This is a genomic window from Micromonospora sp. CNZ280 (assembly GCF_011759515.1).
Window position 1 is genome coordinate 1,396,014 of sequence record NZ_JAAOYP010000001.1, and the last position, 20,750, is coordinate 1,416,763.

15 protein-coding genes are annotated in these 20,750 nt (G+C 75.0%); 5 read left to right on the forward strand and 10 right to left on the reverse strand.

From position 1 onward, the window contains the following. Positions 1-63: 63 nt before the first annotated feature. Together FHX32_RS06615 and FHX32_RS06620 are read right to left on the reverse strand one after the other, a co-directional pair. Positions 64-2,907: a winged helix-turn-helix domain-containing protein gene (locus FHX32_RS06615; protein WP_167179903.1), complete on the reverse strand. Its 2,844-nt coding sequence runs from the start codon at positions 2,905-2,907 to the stop codon at positions 64-66. A gap of 142 nt (positions 2,908-3,049) precedes the next feature. Continuing rightward, on the reverse strand, positions 3,050-3,274 hold the full coding sequence (locus FHX32_RS06620) for an FmdB family zinc ribbon protein (protein WP_167179904.1): 225 nt from the start codon (positions 3,272-3,274) through the stop codon (positions 3,050-3,052). A 38-nt stretch (positions 3,275-3,312) separates the two neighbouring features. On the opposite strand from FHX32_RS06620, the gene FHX32_RS06625 reads away from it, so the two are divergent. From FHX32_RS06625 to FHX32_RS06635, 3 genes are all read left to right on the forward strand, one after another. Beyond that, positions 3,313-4,857 carry a lytic murein transglycosylase gene (locus FHX32_RS06625; protein WP_167179905.1) on the forward strand — a complete coding sequence of 515 codons (1,545 nt, stop codon included), beginning with the start codon at positions 3,313-3,315 and terminating at the stop codon, positions 4,855-4,857. A gap of 73 nt (positions 4,858-4,930) precedes the next feature. Next, positions 4,931-5,947, forward strand: coding sequence for a GNAT family N-acetyltransferase (locus FHX32_RS06630; RefSeq protein ID WP_167182332.1), 1,017 nt, complete (start codon positions 4,931-4,933; stop codon positions 5,945-5,947). A 94-nt stretch (positions 5,948-6,041) separates the two neighbouring features. Then, entirely contained in the window at positions 6,042-9,314 is a 3,273-nt protein-coding gene (locus FHX32_RS06635) for a lamin tail domain-containing protein (RefSeq protein ID WP_167179906.1), read from the forward strand. A 124-nt stretch (positions 9,315-9,438) separates the two neighbouring features. Here FHX32_RS06635 and hemB read toward each other — a convergent pair whose 3' ends face one another. Genes hemB through FHX32_RS06660 form a run of 5 tightly spaced genes read right to left on the reverse strand, consistent with a single transcriptional unit; the run spans position 9,439 to position 15,120 of the window. Beyond that, the gene (gene hemB / locus FHX32_RS06640) at positions 9,439-10,422 is read right to left on the reverse strand and encodes a porphobilinogen synthase (protein ID WP_167179907.1); all 984 of its coding nucleotides are present in this window, start codon (positions 10,420-10,422) and stop codon (positions 9,439-9,441) included. An 18-nt stretch (positions 10,423-10,440) separates the two neighbouring features. Continuing rightward, positions 10,441-12,021, reverse strand: a complete 1,581-nt coding sequence (locus FHX32_RS06645) for a bifunctional uroporphyrinogen-III C-methyltransferase/uroporphyrinogen-III synthase (protein ID WP_167179908.1) — start codon at positions 12,019-12,021, stop codon at positions 10,441-10,443. Beyond that, on the reverse strand, positions 12,018-12,986 hold the full coding sequence (hemC, locus tag FHX32_RS06650) for a hydroxymethylbilane synthase (RefSeq protein ID WP_167179909.1): 969 nt from the start codon (positions 12,984-12,986) through the stop codon (positions 12,018-12,020). The genes FHX32_RS06645 and hemC overlap by 4 nt, the downstream gene beginning before the upstream one ends. Beyond that, entirely contained in the window at positions 12,983-14,353 is a 1,371-nt protein-coding gene (locus FHX32_RS06655; RefSeq protein WP_167179910.1) for a glutamyl-tRNA reductase, read from the reverse strand. Before FHX32_RS06655 ends, hemC begins: the two co-directional genes overlap by 4 nt. Then, positions 14,350-15,120: a redox-sensing transcriptional repressor Rex gene (locus FHX32_RS06660; protein WP_167179911.1), complete on the reverse strand. Its 771-nt coding sequence runs from the start codon at positions 15,118-15,120 to the stop codon at positions 14,350-14,352. Before FHX32_RS06660 ends, FHX32_RS06655 begins: the two co-directional genes overlap by 4 nt. Before the next feature lie 387 nt (positions 15,121-15,507). On the opposite strand from FHX32_RS06660, the gene FHX32_RS06665 reads away from it, so the two are divergent. Further along, positions 15,508-16,809 carry a sensor histidine kinase gene (locus FHX32_RS06665; protein WP_167179912.1) on the forward strand — a complete coding sequence of 434 codons (1,302 nt, stop codon included), beginning with the start codon at positions 15,508-15,510 and terminating at the stop codon, positions 16,807-16,809. 133 nt (positions 16,810-16,942) lie between these two features. Beyond that, on the forward strand, positions 16,943-17,596 hold the full coding sequence (locus tag FHX32_RS06670; protein ID WP_167182335.1) for a response regulator transcription factor: 654 nt from the start codon (positions 16,943-16,945) through the stop codon (positions 17,594-17,596). Between the two features lie 23 nt (positions 17,597-17,619). Here the strand turns inward: FHX32_RS06670 and FHX32_RS06675 are convergent, their stop codons facing one another. The 3 genes from FHX32_RS06675 to FHX32_RS06685 form a co-directional block, all read right to left on the reverse strand. Next, the gene (locus tag FHX32_RS06675) at positions 17,620-18,270 is read right to left on the reverse strand and encodes an HAD hydrolase-like protein (protein ID WP_167179913.1); all 651 of its coding nucleotides are present in this window, start codon (positions 18,268-18,270) and stop codon (positions 17,620-17,622) included. A gap of 157 nt (positions 18,271-18,427) precedes the next feature. After that, the gene (locus FHX32_RS06680; RefSeq protein ID WP_088996181.1) at positions 18,428-18,679 is read right to left on the reverse strand and encodes a glutaredoxin family protein; all 252 of its coding nucleotides are present in this window, start codon (positions 18,677-18,679) and stop codon (positions 18,428-18,430) included. Next, the gene (locus FHX32_RS06685; protein ID WP_486480939.1) at positions 18,672-20,318 is read right to left on the reverse strand and encodes an AMP-binding protein; all 1,647 of its coding nucleotides are present in this window, start codon (positions 20,316-20,318) and stop codon (positions 18,672-18,674) included. Before FHX32_RS06685 ends, FHX32_RS06680 begins: the two co-directional genes overlap by 8 nt. Between the last annotated feature and the right edge of the window lie 432 nt (positions 20,319-20,750).

The window sequence follows — 20,750 nt, forward strand, 5'->3', positions numbered from 1 at the left end:
CGGGCCGGATCCTGACGCGAACCCCTTGATCAACCGTGTCGGGTCGGGCCGGGGCGGGGCGGGTCAGGCGTGCCCGGTGTGGGGGGTGGGGTGGCGGTGCGGGTCGGCCGCCGAGCGACGGGGGGACGGGGTCGGGACGCCGGTGGTGAACCGGGTGGAGTCGGCCGCCAGGTCGGGGTGCTCCACGCCGAGCGCGAGCGCCGCCGCCTCCTCCAGGCCCAGCTCGGCCCCCTCGCCGTACGCGTCGTCGAAGGCCGCGTCGCCCAGTTCCGCGCGCAGCTCCGACTGCCGCTCAGCCCAGTAGGCCCCGTAGATGCCCGGGGTGGAGCGCAGGTTGGCCCGGGTGGCCTGGGCCGCACCGAAGAGCCGGGCCGCGGTCAGCGGCTCGCCACCGGCGGCGCAGCGCACCGCTACCGCGTTCAGCGTGTCGCAGGCTCGGCCGTGGAAGCCGTGACTCATCCGGGACCGGAGCGCCACCAGCAGGTGCTCGTGCGCCGCGACCAGGTCACCCCGGGCCAGGGCGACCATGCCGAGCAGCATGTCCACCGAGCGCCGGCCCCGCTCCACCGGGCGGGCCGCCTCGACCGGGCGGGCGGCGCCCAGCAGCTCCGCCGCCTCGTCCAGCGCGCCCCGCCGCCAGAGCAGCTCGGCCAGCCCGAACACGGCGAACAGCGCGTCGCCCAGCACGTCCTGACCGTGTGCCCACTCGATGACCTCCCGGCAGACCCGCTCGGCCTCGGCGAACTGTCCCATGTCGACCAGCGGGGCGGCCCGGCCGGCGAGCACCCGCGCCAGCAGGCCGGCGTCCCCGGCCTGCCGGGCCGCCGCCTCGGCCCGCTGCGAGAAGCGCAGCTCCTCGGCGAACTCGCCGTCCGCGCCGGCGTGCAGCGAGTGCATGTGGTACGCCGCCGCCAGCTCGTCCTCCGGGATCACCTCGCCGGTTTCCGCGATCCGGCCGTAGAGCCGGAACAGCCAGAGCCGCCCCTCCCGGGCCAGACCCCGCTCCCGCCACCACTGGTCCAGCCCACCGGCCAGCCGCAGGCCGGCCCGGGCGCTGCCACCGGTGGTGCACCAGCGCAGCGCGGCGCGCAGCTCGCCGGCGAGCGGGTCGAGGGCGTACAGGGAGAGGGTGACCGGCCGGCCGTCCGGGCCCAGGTGGGCCCGCTCCAGCGCGTGCGCCGACCAGGCCACGTGCCGGTCCCGGGCGGCCCGCTCCTCGCCGGCCTCGGCCAGCCGCCGCGCCGCGTACGCCCGGATCGGGTCGAGCATCCGGTAGGTGCTGCCCGCCGCGTGCGGCTCGGCCAGCACCATCGACTTGTCCACCAGCACCGAGAGCGGGTCGAGCGGGTCGTCGCCGAGCAGCCACTCCACGGTGGCCAGGTCCACCGGGCCGGCGAAGACCGCCAGCCAGCGCAGCAGCCGGGCCGCCCGCGGCCCCAGCGTCCGGTACGACCAGGTGACCGTCGCCTGCATGGTGAGGTGCCGCTCGGTGGCCGACCGCTGCACCGCCCGGGTGGCCGGGGTGGGCGGCGTGGCGCCGGCCGCCGCCGCGACCAGGTCCACCGTGTCCTGCTGGTTGCCCGTCCAGCCGCGCTCCATCGGAAGCGGCTCCGGGTCGTCCCGGCCGGCGTCCAGGGTGCCGAGCACGTCGTCGAGGCGCTCGGCGAGCTGCCCGACCGAGAGCACCCGCAGCCGGGCAGCGGCCAGCTCGATGGCGAGCGGCAACCCGTCCAGCCGCCGCACCACCCGGCGCAGGTCGGCCGACTCGGCCGGGTCCGGCTGCCGGCCGCCCCGGGCCGCCGCGGTCCGGTCCAGCAGCAGCGCCACCGCGTCGCTCTCCGCGCCGTCGGCGGGCGGGTCGACCGAGAGCGGCGGGATCCGCCACACCACCTCGCCGGGCAGGCCGAACGACTCCCGGCTGGTCGCCAGCACCCGCACGCCCACCCCGCCGGCGAGCAGCCGGGAGATCACGTCGGCCGAGGCGGCCGGCTGGGCGTCGCAGGTGTCCAGCACGACCAGCATCCGACGGGCGGCGGCGTACTCGACCAGGGTGTCCACCATGGGCCGGCCGGGTTCCGGGCGCAGCCCGAGCACGGCGGCGATCGCGAACGCCACCAGCCCCGGGTCGGTGACGGTGGCGATGTCGACGAACCAGACCCCGTCCGGGTACGTCTCCACCAGGTCGGCGGCGAGCTCCACCGCGAGGCGGGTCTTGCCCGCCCCGCCCGCGCCCAGCACGGTGACCAGCCGGTGGTCCTCGACGAGCCGGCGCAGCTCGGCGCGCTCGGCCTGCCGGCCGACGAACGAGGTGACCTGGGTGGGCAGGTTGTGCGCCACCGCGTCGGCGGTACGCGGCCGCGGGAACTGCCGCTCCAGCCCCGGGGCGACCAGCTGGAACAACCGCTCCCGGTCGTCGAAGCCACGCAGCCGGTGCAGCCCGAGGTCGAGCAGGGAGGCGCCGGCCGGCAGCGGGTCGGCGTGCCGCGCGGTGGCGGCCGAGCAGAGCACCTGGCCGCCGTGCGCGGCGGCGGCGATCCGCGCCGCCCGGTGCACCTCGGGGCTGGCGTACTCGCCGTCGCGCGGCTCGGCCCAACCGGTGTGCAGGCCCATCCGCACCCGGGGCGCGGCCTCCGGGGTCGGCCACTCGTGGTCGACCAGGGCGCGTTGCGCGGTCAGGCACGCGGTGAGCGCCGCGGTCGCGTCGCCGAACGCCAGGAAGAACGAGTCGCCCTCGGTCAGCAGCTCCGCGCCCTCGGTCGCGGCGATCGTCCGGCGCAGCAGCCGGCGATGCTCGCGCAGCACCGGACGGTAGTCCGGGCCGAGCAGCTGGGCCAGCCGGGTCGAGCCTTCGATATCGGTGAAGACGAAGGTCACCCACCCGGTCGGGAGGTGGATCCGTGGCGACATGCGTGGAACCTCCGCCCGTGACGTCGGGTTCATGCTGCCTGATACCGAGCCGTCACGCATCGTGAGAACGGCCGGGCAGGTTCCGACCCAAGGTGCCACTGGACCTCGACGCGGGCAAGCGCCACGGCCCGAGCGCACGGAATCAGCAGCCGCAGGCACCCCCGCAGCAGCCACCGCCGCCACCCGCGGCGGGCGTGTCGCCGGACGCCGTGGCACCGCCCCGGCCGGTCACCGCGACCGTGGAGAGCAGTTTGACCGTGTCGTCGTGCCCCTGCGGGCAGGAGGCCGGCTCGCCGGCCCGGATCATCGGACGGTTGACCTCGAAGGTGTCGCCGCAGGCGCGGCAGCGGAACTCATACCGGGGCATGGCACCAGGGTACGACCGGACCTGACTCTGGACGGGACATGGGTGATACTCGACGGGTGGTGGACGGCGAGGACAGATCGACCCATCGACCCCTGCGCCCGGCCGCGCCCCTCGACGGGCCGCTCGCCGGCTCGGGCGCCGCGCCGGACGAGCCGGCGACCCGGCTGCCCCGCCCGCGTCGCCCGTGGCTGAGATCGGCCGCCCCGCGGGAGAAGACCGACGCGGCGAAGGGCGAGACGAAGGCCGGCGCCCCGGCGCGCGACACCGCCGCATCCGTCGGGGCCGAGGCCCGGCCGGGCGCCGCCGCGGACGCGCCGGACGCGGACGCCGCGAAGGCCGCCGCCACCACGCCGACCGCCGACGCGGACGCGGCCACCAAGGTGGACGGCAGCGCGGACACCGCCACCACCAGGTCGGGCGACGGCAAGGACAGCACGGCGGCCACCGCCGTCACGACCACGCCGAGCAGCAGCGCGGACGCCACCACCGCCAAGCCGGAGGGCAGCGCGGACGCCGGCACCACCAAGCCGGGCGGCGACGCGAAGGCCGCCAGCACCAAGCCGGGCGACGGCGAGGACGACAGCACGGGATCCACCGCCAAGTCGGATGACAGCGCGGGCAAGCCGGGCGCCGCGGGGGGCGGCGCGACGACGCCGGGGCGGCCGACGGGAGCCCGGCGGCGCCGGGTGCCGTTCGCGCACGCCGTACGGCAGCCGCCGCACCGGGTGGCGCTGGCCGCCGCCCGGGACTGGTCGCGGCGCTCCAGCGGCCGGCTCACCCTGCCCGGGGTGTTCCTGCTCGCCCTGGTCCTGACCACCGCCGCGGCCGGCGCCCTGGTGGTGCCCGCGACGGTCCGCGCGCCCCGGCCGGTCGCCGCCGACGACAGCGCCACCGCCACCCCGCCACCGGCACAGCCGGTACTGCCGGGCGGCACCCCGCTACCCACCGGGACGCTGCCACCGGGCGGCACGCTGCCCACCGGGCCGGCGGTGGGTGCGGTGGCCACCGGCCGGCCGGCCGACGCGCTCGCCGCCTGGGCACAGCAGGTCGGCCCGAAGGTCGGCATCTCGCCGGTCGCCATGCAGGCGTACGGCTACGCCGAACTGGTGCTCGCCGAAACCAACCGAAGCTGCGGCCTGAGCTGGACCACCCTCGCCGCGATCGGGTTCGTCGAGTCCGGGCACGGCCAGGCCAACAACGCCAAGCTCGGCCCGGACGGCCGGGCGCTGCCGGAGATCATCGGGCTGCCGCTGGACGGCCAGGGCGGCCGGATGCGGATCACCGACACCGACCGGGGCCAGTTGGACCGGGACACCACCTACGACCGCGCCATCGGGCCGATGCAGTTCATCCCGACCACCTGGCAGGAGATCGGCGCCGACGCGGACAACGACGGCCGCAAGGACCCGCACGACCTGGACGACGCCGCCCTGGCCGCCGGCAACTACCTCTGCAAGGGCGGCCGGAACCTCACCATCCCGGGCGACTGGTGGAACGCCATCCTGTCGTACAACGACGTCCGCCGCTACGCCCAGGACGTCTTCGACACCGCGAACCGTTACGGGCAGGCCAGCCGTACGTGAAGTGATCGTCCGCATACATTTGGAGAACTGGACCCTTCCTTCGGGCAGCCGTTAGCGGCAAGCTAGACGGGTGATGGTGCGCGAGTGGGACCCCAGGACCGCGTCGTCCGCCGAGATCGCGTCGCTGCTGGACACGCTGAACGCGGTCCTCGCGGCCGATCTGCCGCAGGATCCACCGTGGCGGGAGAGTTCCCTGCGTGAATACCTCTCCGAGGTGATGCCGGGCGAACGGCGGCTCTCCTGGGTCGCCCAGACCGAGCCGGACGGCAACGGGGCGCCGGGGCCCATCCTGGGCCAGGTGCAGGTGCTGCTGCTCGGTGACATCGGCGTGCTGGAGGTGCTGGTGCACCCGTCGGCCCGGCGTTCCGGGCTGGGCCGCGACCTGGTGCGGGTGGCCGCCCGCCGGGTCTACCACGAGGGGTTCCAGTCGATCGGGGTCGAGGTGGTCGGCGACACCCCGGCGGTGGCGTTCTACGAGGCGCTCGGCTTCACCCGGGAGTACGTCGAGACCCGCAGCGTGCTCGACCTGTCCACGGTGGACTGGGCCGAACTGGCCGAGATGGCCACCGGCATCGGCGCGGGCTACCACCTCGAGTTCTGCCCGGGCGGGCCGCCGGACGACCTGATCGAGGCGTACGCGCGGGCCAAGGCCGAGGTGCGCGACGTCGACGACGGCGAACTGCGCCCCAGCTCGTACGACCCGGAACGGCTCCGGGACAGCCTGGACTGCCTGCACCGGCGCGGCATGAAGCCGTACATCGTGCTCGCCCTGCACGAGCAGAGCGGCGAGGTGGCCGGGCTGACCGAGGTGGTGGTGCCGGCGCAGCACCCCACCCGCGCCGACCAGTACGACACCATCGTGGTGCAGGATCACCGGGGCTACGGGATCGACCGGGCGATCAAGGCGCGGATGCTGCTGGAGCTGCGCTCCGCCGAGCCGGAACTGGCCGAGGTGCAGACCTGGAACGCGCAGGCCAACGAGGCGATGCTCAAGGTCAACGCGGAGCTGGGCTACCGCCCCGACCGCGACTGGTGCGAATACAGTGTCGACGTCGCCGACCTGGTGCACCGTCTCGACGCCGCGCGCTGACCGGAATTCACGAAACAGTCCACCGGAGGATGGACGCTGGACAGCGACGCCCCTTAACGTGCGTTAGTTCCCGTCCACCCATCGTGGAGGCCCCATGCGCCCGCGCCGCACCATAGCCGCGCTCGCGACCGCCGCCGCCGTCACCGCCACGGCCGTCGGCGTCGCACCCCCCGCGGCCAGCGCCGCGCCCACCGACCTGTTCATCTCCGAGTACGTCGAGGGCTCGTCCAACAACAAGGCGATCGAGCTCTACAACGGCACCGGCGCCGCCGTCGACCTGGCCGCCGACGGATACCAGCTGCAGCTCTACTTCAACGGCTCCACCACCCCGACGAACGTGCCGCTGACCGGCACCGTGCCGGCCGGCGACGTGTTCGTGTTCGCCCACGCCTCCGCCGGGCCGGCGATCCTCGCCCAGGCCGACCAGACCATCACCGCCGGCTTGTTCAACGGCGACGACGCGGTCGTGCTGAGCCGCGGCGGCACCGTGCTCGACTCGCTCGGCCAGGTCGGCGTCGACCCGGGCGCCGAGTGGGGCAGCGGGCTGACCAGCACCGCCGACAACACGCTGCGCCGGTTGGCCGGCGTCACCGCCGGCGACACCGAACCGGCCGACGCCTTCGACCCGGCCGCCCAGTGGGCCGGCTTCGCCACCGACACGTTCGACGGGCTCGGCGCGCACTCCGCGGGCGGCGGCCCGATCGACGCGCCGGCCACCCTGGACTGCGGCGGCGCGCTGGTCACCCCGGTCGGCACCGCGGCGACCCGCGAGGTCACCGCGACCGACACCGACGACCGGATCGTCGACCTGGCGGTCACCTCGGTCACCCCGACCCCGACCGCGGGCGCGATCGGCCGCACCGCGGTCACCCCCGCCGACGCGGTCGGCGGCACCGCCCGGGCCACCGTCACGGCGAGCGCCGACCTGGCCGCCGGGGCGTACACCGTCGTGCTGACCGCCACCGACGCGGACGGCGGCACCGCCACCTGCACCCTCTCCGTGCAGGTCACCCGGGAGCTGACGATCGGCGAGGTGCAGGGCCCGACCACCGACGGCGAGTCCGGCCCGGCCGACCGCTCCCCTTACGCGCCGGCCAGCGGCAACGGCACCAGCAGCGCCCTCTACGACGTGCGCGGCGTGATCACCCAGCTGACCCTGGCCCGGAGCTCCTCCGGGCGGGACCAGCGCGGCTTCTTCCTGCAGAGCCGGGCGGACGCCACGGACGGCGACCCGACCAGCTCCGACGGCATCTTCGTGTTCATGGGCTCGTTCACCTCGCTGATCGGCGGCTACGTGCCGACCGTCGGCGACGAGGTGGTGCTCCGCGCCCGGGTGTCGGAGTACTTCAACATGACCCAGCTCTCCAGCGCCTCGCTGGTGCGGCGGATCGCCACCGGGGTCGACGTGGCCACCGCCGTCGCGGTCGCCGACGCGGTGCCCCCGGCCGACCTGGCCGCGGCGGGCCGGTTCTGGGAGCGGCACGAGGGCGCCCGGCTGCGGGTGCGCGCCGGCAGCGGCGTGGTGAGCGGGCGGAACGTCTTCGACTCCACCGCCGACGCCGAGCTGTGGGTGGTCGACCGGGACGACCCGCTGCTCGACCGCGCCGACCCGTACGCCCGCCGGGTGTTCCGCGACGCGCACCCGCTGGACAACGACCCCGGCCGCCGCTTCGACGACGGCAACGGCCAGCGGATCATGCTCGGCAGCATGGGCGTGAAGGGCAGCACCGGGGACAGTGGCGCGCTGCTGCCGCCGGCGCACACCTTCGACACGCTGAGCGCCGACGCGGTCGGCGGCCTCTACTACTCGTTCGAGAAGTACGGCGTGCAGGTCGAGCGGGCCGAGTTCGCCGCGGGCACCGACCCGTCGACGAACCACCCGCCGCAGCCGGCCAACCGGCCGGAGGAGGTGGCCGTCGCGACCTACAACGTGGAGAACCTGTACGACTTCCGGGACGACCCGTTCGACGGCTGCGACTTCGCCGGCAACGGGGGCTGTGCCGGCGTGGACCCGCCGTTCGACTACGTGCCGGGCAGCGAGCAGGAGTACCGCGACCAGCTCGCCGCGCTCGCCGACCAGATCACCACCGACCTGCACAGCCCGGACCTGATCCTCGTGCAGGAAGCCGAGGACCAGGACATCTGCGCCGTCGCCGACGGTCAGCTGAGCTGCGGCAGCACCAACAACGCCGACGGCGCGCCGGACAGCCTCCAGGACCTGGCGCTGACCATCGCGGCGGCCGGCGGTCCCGCCTACGCCGCCGCGTACGACCGGACGGGCGCGGACGCCCGGGGCATCACCGCCGCGTTCCTCTACCGCACGGACCGGGTGTCGCTGGCCGAGGCCACCGCGGCCGACCCGCTGCTGGGCTCGGCGCCGACCGTGCAGTACCGCGCGCCGGGGCTGGCCAGCAACGCGGACGTGCAGAACCCGAAGGCGCTCAACGCGGTGCTGCCGGCCGACGTGGACACCTCCACCGGCCGGGACGGCAACAACGTCTTCACCCGCGCCCCGCAGCTCGGCAAGTTCACCGTGGCCGCGGCGCCCGGTTCGACCGAGCGGTTCACGCTCTGGGCGGCCAGCAACCACTACTCGTCCGGCCCGGACAGCCGGGTCGGGCAGCGCCGGGAGCAGGCCGCGTACGGGGCCGCGATCGTCACCGCGATCGAGGCGGCGGACCCGCACGCCCGGGTGGTGTACGGCGGGGACCTGAACGTCTTCCCCCGCCCCGACGACCCGATCGCCACCGCTGACCGGCCGACCCCGTCGGACCAGCTCGCCCCGCTGTACGAGGCGGGGATGCGGAACCTCTGGGAGGACCTGCTCGCGGACGCACCGTCGTCGGCCTACTCGTACAGCTTCGAGGGGCAGGCGCAGACGCTGGACCACCTCTTCGTCAACGAGGCGCTGCACCGGGACCTGGTGCAGATGCGGGCCGCGCACATCAACGCGGACTGGCCGGCGGCGCACGCCGTTGACGGCACCCGCGGTTCCAGCGACCACGACCCGCAGGTGGCCCGGTTCCGCTCCCGGGCCACACTGAGCGTCGGCGACCTGGCGGTGGCCGAGGGCGACAAGGGCACCACTCCGCTCACCTTCACCGTCACCGTCTCCCGGCCGCTCTCCCAGCCGGTGCTGCTCTGCGCCGCGACCATCGGCATCACCGCCCGGTCCGGCCAGGACTACGACCCGTACGTCGGCTGCCGCACGCTGGCCGCCGGGCAGACCTCGCTGGCCTTCCCGGTGACCGTACGCGGCGACCGGAAGGCGGAGCCGGACGAGAAGCTCACCCTGGTGGTGGCCGGCGTGCCGGGGCTGCGCCTGGCCGATCCGATCGCCGCCGGCACCATCTCGAACGACGACTGACCCCCGTTCGACCGCCGACAGACGACGGCCCGCCCGCCCTGCTCCTCCGGGCGGGCGGGCCAACCGCGCCAACCTGAACGGCGAACCACCGCCCGGGTTGCAGCGGGACGGCCACCGGCTCGGGTCAGTAGCGCTGGCGGAGCAGCTGAGCGGCCTCGACCGCCCAGTAGGTGAGGATGATCTGGGCACCGGCCCGGCGGATCGAGGTGAGCGTCTCCAGCATCACCCGCTCCCGGTCGATCCAGCCGTTCGCGGCGGCCGCCTCGACCATCGCGTACTCGCCGGAGACCTGGTAGGCGGCGACCGGGACGTCGACCGCCGCGCGGACCGCGGACACCACGTCGAGGTACGGCAGCGCCGGCTTGACCATCACCATGTCGGCGCCCTCGGCGACGTCCAGCGCCACCTCGCGCAGCGACTCCCGCAGGTTCGCCGGGTCCTGCTGGTAGGTGCGCCGGTCACCCTCCAGCGCCGACTCCACCGCGTCGCGGAACGGGCCGAAGAACGCCGAAGCGTACTTCACCGCGTACGCCAGCACGGCGACGTCGGTGTGGCCGGCGGCGTCGAGCGCCTTGCGGACCACCCCGACCTGGCCGTCCATCATCCCGGACGGCCCGACCACGCCGACCCCGGCGGCGGCCTGGGCCACCGCCATCTCGGCGTACGCCGCCAGGGTGGCGTCGTTGTCCACCTCGCCGTCCGGGGTGAGCAGACCGCAGTGCCCGTGCGAGGTGAACTCGTCCAGGCAGAGATCGCTCATCACCACGGTGGCGTCACCCACCTCGGAGACCACGTCCCGGATGGCCACGTTCAGGATGCCGTTCGGGTCGATCCCGCCGGAGCCCTCCGGGTCCCGCCGCGTCGGCACCCCGAACAGCATGATCCCGCCGACCCCGGCCTGGACCGCCTCGACCGCGGCCTTGCGCAGCGAGTCCCGGGAGTGCTGGAGCACCCCGGGCAGCGAGGCGATCGCCCGCGGCTCGGTCAGCCCCTCCTTGACGAACATCGGCACGACCAGCTCGGCCGGGTCGACGCGGGTCTCGGAGACCAGCCGCCGCAGCGCCGCGGTGCGGCGCAGCCGGCGGGGCCGGATCTCGGGGTACGACATACGGGCCTCCTGCTGCGACTAGCGGAAACGGAGGGCGGTCGGCCCCTGCACCTTCGAGCCCCGGCGCTGCTTCGCCGGCATGGCGGCGAGCTTCTCGCGCAACTCGACGGCGTAGGCGGCGAGCGCCTCCACCAGGTCGGGGACCGAGGCGTGCGGCGGCTGGACGTCGACCCGCAGGCCGAACTCCGTCGCGGTCTCCGCCGTCTTGGGCCCGATGACGGCAACAACGGTACGCGCGTGCGGCTTCCCGGCGATGCCGACCAGGTTCCGGACCGTCGAGGACGAGGTGAAGAGCACCGCGTCGAAGCCACCCGACTTGATCGCGTCACGGATCTCGGCCGGCGGCGGGGCGGCCCGCACGGTCCGGTACGCGGTCACGTCATCGACCTCCCAGCCGCGCTCGGTGAGCCCGGCGGCAAGTGTCTCGGTGGCGATGTCGGCGCGCGGCAGCAGCACCCGGCCGACCGGGTCGAGCACCTCGTCGTGCGGCGAGAACTCGGCCAGCAACCCATCGGAGGACTGCTCCCCGGACGGGATCAGCTCCGGCTGGATGCCGAACGCGCGGACCGCGTCGGCGGTCGCGTCCCCGATGCAGGCGATCTTGACGCCACCGAAGTGCCGGGCGTCCAGACCGTGCTCGGCGAACTTCTCCCAGACCGCGCGGACCGCGTTCACCGAGGTGAAGATCACCCAGGCGTACCGGCCGTCGACCAGGCCCTTGACCGCCCGCTCCATCTGGGCCGGGGTGCGCGGCGGCTCCACCGCGATGGTCGGCACCTCGCACGGGATGGCACCGTACGCGCGCAGCCGGGCGCTCATCACCCCGGCCTGCTCCTTGGTCCGCGGGACCAGCACCTTCCAGCCGTACAGCGGCCGGTTCTCCCACCAGCCGAGCTTGTCCCGCTGGGTGACGCCGGCACCGACGGTGAGCACCACCCGGCCGGTGAAGCCGAGCGCCGCGGCGACGAAGCTGTCCACTGTCGATGTGGTGGTGTACTGCGTCTCCCCGGTGCCGTCGCCGGTCACCCCGACCGGGGTGGCGCCGTCGACTCCGGCGGCGAGCAGGCCGTCCCGGATCGCGGCGAGGTCACCGGCGTCCACGGCCAGCGCCAGCGAGCCCCGGCCGACGGCCGCCGCCAGCGCCTCGAAGTCCAGCTCGCTGACGTCCTCGACGTCGGCCGCGGTCCGTACGCCCGGCAGCGGCACACCCGCGTAGGTGGCCACCCCCTCGGCCTGGCCGACCCCCGGCACCACCTCGAAGTGCGCGGCGGTGCGCGCCACCGCCTGCACCTCCTTGACCACCGAGTCGTGCCCGAACGGGTCACCGGCGACCAGGTGCACGGCGTTCAGCCCGGAGCGGGCCGCCGAGATCAGCACCTTCGCCACGTCACCCGGCGCGCCCTCGGCCGGCGTGAACTGGGCGTCGGTCTTGGCCTGGGCGCGGACGGCGTCGAGCAGCGACTCGGGGACTCCCCGGTCGTACACCACCTGGTCGGCGTCGACCAGGGCGTCGTGCGCCCGACGGGTCAGCAGGCCCGGGTCGCCGGGACCGGCCCCGACGAACGCGATGCGGCCTACGGGCTTACGGGTGCGGGTCATTCTGTGCTCCCAAATTGCTGGGTCCCCGGGCCGGTGGGTCCTGCTTGGCCGAGGATCGAGTCGGCGCCGAGGTCGAGGAGTTCGGCGGCGAGTGCCTTGCCGATCTCCGCCGCGTCGGCGGGCGTACCGGTGCGGGACAGCCGGAGGTCACGGGTACCGTCCGGGCTGATCACCGCCCCGCGCAGGTAGATCTCTTCGCCGGCGTCGCCCTCGGCGAGCTCGGCGTAGGCGGCGACGGGTGCGCTGCACCCGGCCTCCAGGGTGGCCAGCAACGCCCGCTCCGCGACGACCGCGGCGCGGGACGGTGCGTGGTCGAGCACGGCCAGCAGCTCGACCAGGTCTTGGTCGTCGACCCGGCACTCCACCGCCAGCGCGCCCTGGGCGGGCGCGGGCAGCATCAGCATCGGGTCGAGCGTCTCGGTGACCACGTCGGTACGGCCCAGCCGGGCCAGGCCGGCCCGGGCCAGCACGACGGCGTCCAGGTCGGCCTCCGGGCCGAACACCCGTGCCAGGCGGGTGTCCACGTTGCCCCGGATCGGGGTGACCTCCAGCTGCATGCCGAGGGCGTGCAGCTGAGCGATGCGGCGCAGCGCACCGGTGCCGACGAGCGCGCCCGGCGGCAGCTCGGTGAGCGTCCGGCCGTCGCGGGCGACCAGCGCGTCCCGCGGATCCTGCCGCGGCGGCACGGCGGCGATGTGCAGCCCGGGCGCCGCCGCGGTGGGCAGGTCCTTGTAGGAGTGCACGGCGAAGTCGATGGTCCGCGCGGCGAGCGCGTCGCGCAGCGCGGAGACGAAGACGCCCACCCCGAGCCGGTGCACCGGCGCGGCGGAGCGGTCGCCGGCGGTGACCACCTCGACCAGTTCGACCGGGCGCCCGGTGGCGGCGGTCAGGGCCTCGGCGACGTGGCCGGACTGGGCCATCGCCAACTGGCTGCCCCGGGTACCGAGGCGCAGGGGCGTGCTCATCGCTCACCTCCGGCGGGCGGAACGGCGTCGGTGGCGCCGAACGCCGGGCTGACGTCGGTCTCCACGACGTCGGGGACGGTGTCGACCGGCGAGGTCTGCGGCACCTGGAGGTCGAACAGCTCGCGCAGCAGCGCCGCGTACTGGTCGCCGCCGGGCTCCGCGGCCAGCTGGCGGACCCGCACGGTGGGCTGGTGCAGCAGCCGCTGGACCACCCGGTGCACCGTCCGGGCCACCTCGGCCCGCTGGTCGTCGGTCAGGTCGGGGCGGCGCTGGGCGAGCCGGCGCAGCTCGGCGGTGACCACGTCGTCGGCGCGTCCGCGCAGGGCGGCCACGGTCGGCGCCACGTCCGTTCCGCGCAGCCAGGTGAGGAAACCCTCCACCTCGGTGGCGACGATCCGCTCCACGGCGGCGGCGTCGGCAGCGGCCGGCCCGTCGGCGAGCAGCGCGGCCATCCGGTCGATGTCGATCACCTCGACGCCGGGCAGCTCGGCGACGCCGGGCGCGACGTCGCGCGGCACGGCCAGGTCGAGCAGGATCAGCGGACCCCGGTCGGAGTCGCGGTCGGCCAGCGCCCGGCTGACCACGTCGCGGGTGAGGACCGGTTCGGTGGCCGCGGTGGCGGCCACTACGATATCCACTGTGGATAGAGTCGCGGTCAGCTCGGCCATCGGGGCCGCCGCGGCGCCGTACGACTCGGCCAGGCGGACGGCGCGGTCGGCCCCCCGGTTGGTCACGGTGAGCGGCCCGGCGCCCAGCCGGGAGAGGGTCGCCACGCCCAGCGAGCCCATCGCGCCGGCCCCGACCACCAGCGCCGGACGGCCGGCGAGGTCACCGTCGAGGTGGCCGGCCGCCAGCTCCAGCGCGGCGGTGACAACGCTCTGGCCGGCCCGGTCGATGCCGGTCTCCGCGTGGGCGCGCTTGCCCACCCGCAGCGCCTGCTGCATCAGCTCGTGCAGCAGCCGCCCGGCGGTGTCCGCCCCGCTCGCCCAGTGGTAGGCGTCACGGAGCTGGCCGAGGATCTGCGCCTCGCCGACCACCATCGAGTCCAGCCCGGCGGCGACCCGGAAGACGTGGTCGACGGCGGCGGCGTCGTAGTGCACGTAGAGATGGTTGGCGAGCGTGGCGGGCGGGCTGCCGGCCTGCTCGGCCAGCACGGCGCAGATGTCACCGAGGCCGCCGTGGAAACCGGACACCGCGGCGTAGACCTCCACCCGGTTGCAGGTGGAGACCAGCACGGCCTCGGTCACGTACGGCTGCGCGACCAGGCGGTCCAGGGTGCGGGTGAGCTCGGCGGGAGCCACCGCGAGCCGCTCCAGGGTGGCGACCGGAGCGGTGCGGTACGACGCGCCGACGACGAGCAGTTTCACTTGCCGATCGCCTCCTGGGTGTCGGTGACCGCGAGCCCGCCCGGCAGGGCGGTGAGGGCGGACCCACCGGTGGCGGGGAGCGCGGTCAGCGACGCCTTGCGGTGCTCGTGGAAGGACAGGATCTGCAGCTCGATGGCGAGGTCGACCTTGCGCACGTCGACCCCCTCCGGCACCGAGAGTACGCACGGCGCGAAGTTCAGGATGCTGGTCACACCGACCGCGACGAGTTGGTCGGCGACCCGCTGGGCGGCCGCGGCGGGGGTGGCGATCACGCCGATCGCGATCGACTCCGCGGCGGCGACCCGGGGCAGCTCGTCGACGTGCTGCACGACCAGGCCGTTGATCTCCTCGCCGACCCGCGCCGGGTCGGCGTCGAAGAGCGCGGCGATCCGGAAACCGCGGCTGGCGAACCCGTCGTAGCCGGCCAGGGCGTGACCGAGGTTACCCACACCGACCAGGGCGACCGCCCGGCGCTGGGTGAGCCCGAGCACGAACTCGATCTGGTCGATCAGCAGCGCCACGTCGTAGCCGACCCCGCGGGTGCCGTACGAGCCGAGGTGGGACAGGTCCTTGCGCAGCTTGGCGGAGTTGACCCCGGCGGCGCTGGCCAGCCCCTCGCTGGACACCGTCTCGTGCCCTGTCTCGGCGAGATTGTGCAGGGCACGAAGGTATTCGGGGAGCCGCGCGACCGTCGCCTCGGGCAGGTCAGGTAGCGCCGGTACGGCACCGGCGCGACCGGGCGCGCCAGGGTGACGGTGCTGACTCATGAGACTCCGTGCGGTGCGATCCTCGTCCAGCTCCAGTGGCCGGCCGTTTCGGGACTCCCGCTGGCGACCGAGATTGCCGGCTGTGCTAGCAGGGCGCGTCGGAATTACAGAGTAGGCGCTTGTGAACGCACGCACAAATCGCGATCTTGAAAGCTCGCGACGCGGCTCCACCAGGCCCTCCATTCCGCAAGATCGATCCGGCAACCGTGCCGGCGCCGCTCGGCGATTATTGCTCAATTACGACTTCTCTGACCAATCGCGCGACCGCGCGTCGCGGCCCCGACCGGCTCGGCGGCCACCCGCCCGGCCCAGGTAGGGCCAGCCCTACGCCGGAAACGGCGGCCGGCGGGATGGGTGGGCGCCCACCCCGCTGCCTAGCCTCGTGACATGACCGCCGTTCCCGCCACCGCCGACCAGCCGGCGCTGGCCCCGACCATCTCCCGCCAGCTCTTCATCGACTCCGGGTACGTCCTGGTCGGCCTGCCGCTGGCGCTGACCAGCTTCGTCGTGCTCATCGTGGGCCTCGCCGCCGGTCTCGGGCTGGTGGTGACCGTGATCGGCCTGCCGATCCTGAGCGGCACCCTCTACGCCGCCCGCGGGCTGGCCGACATCGAACGGTTGCGACTGCCCGCCGTGCTGCGACAGGCCCGAATCCGCCCGCAGTACCGGCTCGCCGAGCCCGGCGCGAGCGCCTGGCGGCGGATCTTCGTGCCGATGGGCGACGCCCAGTCCTGGCTGGATCTGGCGCACGGCATCCTCAAGCTGGTGGTGGCCGTCGCCAGCTTCGTGGTCACGCTGGTCTGGTGGGCCGGCGCCGTCGCCGGCTCGCTCTACTGGGCGTACGACTGGGCGCTGCCGCACGGCGACCCGGAGGACGTCGAACTGCCCCAGCTCCTCGGCCTGGGCGACTCAACCACCGCCCGGATCGGCCTGCACACCGCGATCGGGCTGTTCTTCCTGATCACGCTGCCGATCGTGGTCCGCGGCTGCGCCCTGATGGAGGCCAGCTTCGGCCGGGCGATGCTCACCGGGGTGGCCGAGATGCGCAACCGGATCACCGTGCTGGAGGAGCAGAAGCGGGCCGCCGTGTCGGCCGAGGCGAGCGCGCTGCGCCGGCTGGAACGGGACATCCACGACGGCCCGCAACAGCGCCTGGTCCGGCTGGCGATGGACCTGAGCCGGGCCCGCCAGCAGCTCGCCTCCGATCCGGAGGCGGCCGGTCGGACCCTGGACGAGGCGGTCACCCAGACCCGGGAGACGCTCGCCGAGTTGCGCGCGCTGTCCCGGGGCATCGCGCCGCCGATCCTGGTCGACCGGGGGCTGCCCAGCGCCCTCGCCGCGCTCGCCGGCCGCGGACTGATCCCGATCGAGCTGCGGGTGGACCCGGACCTCGGCACCCCGGCCGGGCGGCTCGACCCGGCGGTGGAGAGCACCGCGTACTTCGTGGTGGCCGAGGCGCTGACCAACGTCGCCAAGCACAGCCGGGCCACCGAGTGCCAGGTCGCGGTGACCCGGCAGGACCAGCGGCTGGTGGTCGCGGTCGGCGACGACGGTCAGGGCGGGGCACACCTGGCCAAGGGGCACGGGCTGGTCGGCATCGCCGACCGGGTCCGCGCCGCCGGCGGCCGGCTCGACGTGACCAGCCCGGCCGGCGGCCCCACCGAGGTCCGCGCGGAACTCCCGCTGTGACCCCGGTCGCCCCGCTTCGGGGTACGCGGTCCGTCGCGGCGCGGCGGGCGCGGTCCGACGTGGGCGTGGGGGCCCGGCCGGCCGCGCCGCGCTCCCCCGGCCCGGTGGTGCGCACGTGGTAGACAACGACACCATGCGGATCGTGATCGCGGACGACGGCATACTCCTGCGGGAGGGGCTGATCCGGCTGCTCAGCGAGCAGGGGCACGAGGTGGTGGCGGCGGTCGGCGACGGCGAGGCGCTGGTCGAGGCGGTGGTGGCCCACCGGCCCGACGTGTCGATCGTCGACGTCCGGATGCCGCCCTCGCACACCGACGAGGGGCTGCGCGCCGCGGTGGAGGCCCGGCGGCTGGTGCCGCGTACGCCGATCCTGGTGCTCTCCCAGTACGTCGAGGTCTCGTACGCCGACGACCTGCTCGCCACCACCGGGGCCGGCGGCGGCGGGATCGGCTACCTGCTGAAGGACCGGGTGGCCGCGATCGACGAGTTCCTCGACGCGCTGGACCGGGTTGCCGTCGGCGGCACGGTGCTCGACCCGGAGGTGGTCGGCCAGCTCTTCGCCCGGCGCCGCCGGGACGACCCGCTGCGCGAGCTGACCCCGCGCGAGCGGGAGGTGCTCGGGTTGATGGCCGAGGGCCGGTCCAACACCGCCATCGCCCGGACCCTGGTGGTCAGCGACGGCGCGGTGGAGAAGCACGTCCGCAACATCTTCACCAAGCTCAACCTCCCACCCGACACCGAACAACACCGCCGCGTCCTGGCCGTCCTCACCTACCTCCGCAACTGACCCTCCCCGGGGTGGACGCGGGGTTAGGGGAGGGTTTGGGCTAGTTTTACGGCTTCGGCGAGGGTGTCGGCCACGGGGTGGCCGGAGGCGTGCAGGCGGGCGGGGTCGGTGAAGCCGCCGGTGTAGAGGACGGCGCGGGCGCCGACCGAGGCGGCCGCGTCGGCGTCGTCGATGGAGTCGCCGATCAGCACCACGCCCCCGCCGTCCAGGCCCAGCTCGGCCAGGTGCCGCTCAAGCGACTCGGCCTTGCGGTCGCCGCCGATCTCGGCCCGCAGGCCGTCCACCCGGACGAAGTGCCCGCTCAGCCCGTAGGTGTGCACGGTCGGCACCAGTTCGTCGTGGAACCACATGGACAGCAGCGACTGGCTGCCCGACCAGGCCGCCATTGCCGACGCGGCGTCGTGCGCCAGCTCGCAGGTGGTCAGCCCCGCCCGGTACGCGTCGTGGAAGAGCCGGTCCAACCGCCCGAACGCCTCCTCGTCGACGGCCCGGCCGAGCACCTCGGCGTAGTAGTCGGCGACCGGCCGGCGGAACCGGACCCGGTGCTCCTCGGCGGTCACGCTCGGCCCGCCGACGCTGGCGAAGGCGGCGTTGGTGGCGGCGACCACCAGGCTGAGGTCGTTGAGCAGGGTGCCGTTCCAGTCCCACACCAGGTGGGTGCGTGCAGGGGTCATCGCCGCACCCTACCCAGCGCACACCACCGCCGTCCCGCCGTGCCCCGGCACGACCGGACAGGCCGACCCGCCCGTGCACCGGACAGGCCGGGCGGGACCGGACAGACCGGGCGGGACCGGCCGGTCCGCCGCGCCCGGTGGACCGGCCGGCGACGCGCTACAGCTGGGGCGTCGTGAGGTCCCGCAGCAGCCGCTCCTCCTCCACCCGCCAGTAGCCGTGCTCCTTGCCGTCGAGCAGCACCACGGGCAGCCGGTCGCCGTACTCGCGCTCCAGCTCGATGTCGCCGGTGACGTCCTGCTCGACCCACCGGTCGCCGGTGACGGCCACCACCCGGTCCAGGGCCGCCTTGGCGTCGTCGCAGAGATGGCAGCCGGGCCGGGTGATCAGGGTGAGTCGGGGTTCACGCATCGGTGTCCTCCGTGTTGCTGGCGCCGGCGCGAGCCGACGGGCGGTCGCCGGCCGGGTCCGCCGGGGACGGGTCCGACCGGAGCAGGGTCTTGCGCACCTTCCCGATCGCCGAGTGGGGCAGCGCGTCGACGAACTCGACCGCGGTCGGGCACTTGAACCGGGCCAGGTTGCGGGCGCAGTGGGCGAGCAGGTCCTCGCTGGTCACCGAACGCCCCGGCGCCGGCACCACGTACGCCCGGACAGTCTCGCCGGTCCGCGGGTGCGGCACACCCAGTACCGCCGACTCGGCCACGCCCGGGTGCGCGGACAGCACCAGCTCGACCTCGTGCGGATAGACGTTGAAGCCGTTGACCAGGATCAGCTCGCCGATCCGGTCGACCAGGAAGAGATCGCCGTCGGCGTCCGCGTAGGCGACGTCGCCGGTGGCCCACCAGCCGTCGGCGTCCGGCCCGCCCCGGCCGTCCGGCCAGTAGCCGGAGAAGAGGTTGGCGCCGCGTACCACGATCTGCCCCGGGTCGGTGCCCGGCGCGGGGTCGGCGAGGTCCAGCTCGTCGTCGTCCTCGTCCGGCTCGGCCACGCCGTCGCGCCACAGGTCCGTCCCGTCCGGGCCGACCAGGCGCAGCTGCACGCCGGGCAGCGGCCGGCCGATCGAGCCGGCCTTCGGCACCCCGCCGACCAGGGTGGTGGTGAGCACCGGGGCGGTCTCGGTGAGGCCGTAGCCGACGTGCACCGGGCGGCCGGCCACCTCGGCGAAGCGGGCCGCGACGGCCGGTTCCAGCGGCGCCGCGCCGCAGACCGCGACCCGTACCGAGGCCATCGCCGCGGCGGCCGCGCCGGCCTCCGCCGTGGACCAGGTCAGGAACATCGACGGTACGCCGACCAGCACGCTGACCCGGTGCCGGGCGATCTCGGCGAGCCCGCCGTCGCCGCCGAGGTCGTCGACCAGCACCCCGGTCGCGCCATGGTGGACCACCGCACCCAGCCCTGAGTTCAACCCGTACGCGTGGAACAGCGGCAGCGCCAACAGCACCCTGTCGTCCGGCCCGACCACCGGCGGTTCGATCCGCTCCACCTGCTCGTGGTTGGCCAGCAGCGCCCGGTGCGAGAGCATGGCGCCCTTCGGCCGGCCCTCGGTGCCCGAGGTGTAGAGCAGCACCGCGAGGTCGTCGCCGCCCCGGGCCGGGAACGGGCCGCCGACCGACGGCGCGCGGGGCGGGGTGGGGTGCACGGCGGTGAGCGCGGGCAGTTCCCCGGCGACGCCGGCGACCAGGTCACGGACCCGCTCGGTGCCGATCAGCACGGACGCGCCGGAGTCGGCGAGCACGTGCCGCAGCTCGGGGCCGGTGAACCCGGGGTTGACCGGCACCGCGACCAGCCCGGCGCGGAGCGCGCCGAGCAGGCCGAGCACGAAGTCGGGCGAGTTGGGCAGGGCGACCGCGACCCGGGCGGGCCGCCCGGCCGGGTCGGCCGCCGGCACCGCCGCCAGTGCGGCGGCCACCTCGGTCACCGCCGCGTCCAGTTCGGACCAGCTCAGGGTCTGTTCCCGCCAGTGCAGCGCGGGTCGGTCGCCGTGGGCGACGGCCGCCCGGCGGAGCCGGTCGGCGAGGTTCGGCGCGGAGCTGTCGGCTGCGTCCTGCACGGTGGCTGAGTCTGGCACAGCGCGGGCCGCCCGGCCATGCCGGACGCCGGCCCCGAACCCGCTCCCGGGCAACGCACGGAGTCGCCCCCGCCGCCGTGCCCGCCACCGAGCGGGTGCCGCCGGTCGGAGTGGACGTCGCTTCCGGACCCGACCTGCCGTGGACGCGCCGGCCGCCGCACGCCGTCCCGAGCGGGTGCCGCCGGTCGGGGTGGCTGCCGGCGGCCGGCACCGGCTCGGTCGGTCTCTCGGCGGGGCGACCCGACCGGGTCGGTGAGGCGGGCTCGGCCGGACGGCGGACGGGTCCCGTCCACAGGACACGCCGGGGTCGACCTCCGAGACACCTCCGGTCCCGTGGACAGGACGCACCGGCGCCCGCGGGACGGCTGGTCCGACGCACCGCGCGACCGTCCGCCCGGGACGGTCGACAAGCCC

What these genes read in the sequence shown, in the direction of transcription:
- hemC (WP_167179909.1), bottom strand. Translation starts at nt 12,986, where the DNA reads ATGAGCACGCCCCTGCGCCTCGGTACCCGGGGCAGCCAGTTGGCGATG.
- FHX32_RS06620 (WP_167179904.1), bottom strand. Translation starts at nt 3,274, where the DNA reads ATGCCCCGGTATGAGTTCCGCTGCCGCGCCTGCGGCGACACCTTCGAG.
- hemB (WP_167179907.1), bottom strand. Translation starts at nt 10,422, where the DNA reads ATGTCGTACCCCGAGATCCGGCCCCGCCGGCTGCGCCGCACCGCGGCG.
- FHX32_RS06625 (WP_167179905.1), top strand. Translation starts at nt 3,313, where the DNA reads ATGGGTGATACTCGACGGGTGGTGGACGGCGAGGACAGATCGACCCAT.
- FHX32_RS06665 (WP_167179912.1), top strand. Translation starts at nt 15,508, where the DNA reads ATGACCGCCGTTCCCGCCACCGCCGACCAGCCGGCGCTGGCCCCGACC.
- FHX32_RS06635 (WP_167179906.1), top strand. Translation starts at nt 6,042, where the DNA reads ATGCGCCCGCGCCGCACCATAGCCGCGCTCGCGACCGCCGCCGCCGTC.
- FHX32_RS06645 (WP_167179908.1), bottom strand. Translation starts at nt 12,021, where the DNA reads ATGACCCGCACCCGTAAGCCCGTAGGCCGCATCGCGTTCGTCGGGGCC.
- FHX32_RS06615 (WP_167179903.1), bottom strand. Translation starts at nt 2,907, where the DNA reads ATGTCGCCACGGATCCACCTCCCGACCGGGTGGGTGACCTTCGTCTTC.
- FHX32_RS06630 (WP_167182332.1), top strand. Translation starts at nt 4,931, where the DNA reads ATGGTGCGCGAGTGGGACCCCAGGACCGCGTCGTCCGCCGAGATCGCG.
- FHX32_RS06670 (WP_167182335.1), top strand. Translation starts at nt 16,943, where the DNA reads ATGCGGATCGTGATCGCGGACGACGGCATACTCCTGCGGGAGGGGCTG.
- FHX32_RS06660 (WP_167179911.1), bottom strand. Translation starts at nt 15,120, where the DNA reads ATGAGTCAGCACCGTCACCCTGGCGCGCCCGGTCGCGCCGGTGCCGTA.
- FHX32_RS06680 (WP_088996181.1), bottom strand. Translation starts at nt 18,679, where the DNA reads ATGCGTGAACCCCGACTCACCCTGATCACCCGGCCCGGCTGCCATCTC.
- FHX32_RS06675 (WP_167179913.1), bottom strand. Translation starts at nt 18,270, where the DNA reads ATGACCCCTGCACGCACCCACCTGGTGTGGGACTGGAACGGCACCCTG.